The following is a 1,907-nucleotide window of genomic DNA, read 5'->3' as shown; positions in this document are numbered from 1 at the left end:
CTCCTGACTCCTGACTCCTGACTCCTGACTCCTGACTCCTGACTCCTGACTCCTGGCTCCTACCCTTACCACTCATACTTTTTCAGCAAACCCTAATTAACAAACACCTGCCATTTCCACTAATTCCACACAAACATGATTCAAAAATTCCTTATCAATTTGTTCTGGCAATTCTGTTTTAACCTCCTTAATTTCCGCAAATAAATCATCAGCTAAATTTTTCACTTCTTCATAAAAAACATCCCCATTTCTAATAGATAACAAATATTCAGCATCACCAGCTTTTTTTCGATTCACATACAAAACTCCATCCCGCAAAATTTCAATTCCCATTCTTAACAACCGAATACAATGACTCATATGTTTGGCATCATATCCACACTTTTTTTCTAACTCCTTCCGTTGCAAATTCCTACCTTTATTCCAACTACAATAAGCTTCCCATTGACTTAGAGCTTGCCGATAAGCTTGAGTTAAGTGCAACAGATGAATAAAATCATTTTTTGCCCTTGTATATTCTTGAAGTTTCGGTAATAACTCTTCAGAAATTGGATGTTGTTTGAGAATGCCTTTATAATCAATTTTTTCTAACAGCAAGTCTCTTAATTGTTGAGCAGGCTCTAAAAATTCTATGCAGTCTCTAACCAACATATATAGAAATTCCATAAAAGCATTAACTTCAGATTTTGTTAAAGGTCGATAGCTATTTTCATTCAAACCAAAATCTTGAGGTAATGGCTTTTTTTCTGGAGGATTTAATAACCATTTTCTATGAGTTTCAACTCGTTTAATTTGAGAGTAAGCATAACCTGCAAAAGAAGCTCTGATTTTCTGAGAAATAAATGCCTGACGATAAGAAATTAGCTTTTTTCCCACTGCCGATAAATGTAAGTAAAAATCTACATCTAACCAGAGTGTTTCTAATATATTAGGATTGTTGTTATAGACAAGAGTGAGAAATTTTCTTAACTCATAAATTACACAATCTTTGACATTATCTAATACTGGAAATAAACCTGTTCCTGGTTCATCCCAATCTCGGTCTTTTTGTTCTACAGATTTAAAACCTAAATAATAATCTTTGGGAGCAATAAAAACTCCTTTATAGTCACTGTCAGATGTGGGTGTGGAAGTCCCGTAAGCTTGAGAACCTGTCAGAGCAAGTAATATTAATCCTGATTCTACTGTTTTTCTATCCATCCTCATCAAGTCAAAAGTTAAAAGTAAGAAGTAAGGGTAATCCTGCATAATAATGGTGATAATATATATTTTTTTATCTCACTTCATCTACTGACCCTACTTCCCACATTTTCTATACTTCCTATACCATTACTATGTAACAACATCGAAGTAAGAATATCGCTGAAGCTTTTTACGCCCTTTTCTCAGAGGGATATTGTTTCGCAAAATTCTTATGTATTATTTAGGTAGTGTTATTGTAACATAAATAAGAGGTTTTTGTCATGCAGAAAGATTTTAATGACGAGTTGTCGTAATGTGATGCTTTACTATTGCGCAATAGTAATGAAAATATTTCCAGTTTTTGAAAAGTGATTAATCTGTTGATTGATAGATTGACTGGCTCAGAGCATCAGTGGCTCTCAGTTGATTTTTGACAGTATGTTTGATGTTGTACTATTGCGCAATAGTAATGAAAATATTTCCAGTTTTTGAAAAGTGATTAATCTGTTGATTGATAGATTGACTGGCTCAGAGCATCAGTGGCTCTCAGTTGATTTTTGACAGTATGTTTGATGCTGTACTATTGCGCAACAGTAATGAAAATATTTCCAATTTTTGAAAAGTGATTAATCTGTTGATTGATAGATTGACTGGCTCAGAGCATCAGTGGCTCTCAGTTGATTTTTGACAGTATGTTTGATGCTGTACTATTGCGCAACAGTAAT

1 protein-coding gene is annotated in these 1,907 nt (G+C 34.0%); it reads right to left on the bottom strand.

Annotated elements, in window-relative coordinates; all coding sequences use genetic code 11:
* Window positions 1-96: 96 nt before the first annotated feature.
* Window positions 97-1,248: a nucleotidyltransferase domain-containing protein gene (locus tag ACP6PK_RS22180; protein WP_426562728.1), complete on the bottom strand. Its 1,152-nt coding sequence runs from the start codon at window positions 1,246-1,248 to the stop codon at window positions 97-99.
* Window positions 1,249-1,907: the final 659 nt, after the last annotated feature.

Source organism: Dapis hubbardiae BLCC-M172, assembly GCF_050016015.1.
GTDB lineage: Bacteria > Cyanobacteriota > Cyanobacteriia > Cyanobacteriales > Microcoleaceae > Trichodesmium.
This window is presented reverse-complemented; position numbering and strand designations above follow the sequence as displayed.

What these genes read in the sequence shown, in the direction of transcription:
- ACP6PK_RS22180 (WP_426562728.1), bottom strand. Translation starts at nt 1,248, where the DNA reads ATGCAGGATTACCCTTACTTCTTACTTTTAACTTTTGACTTGATGAGG.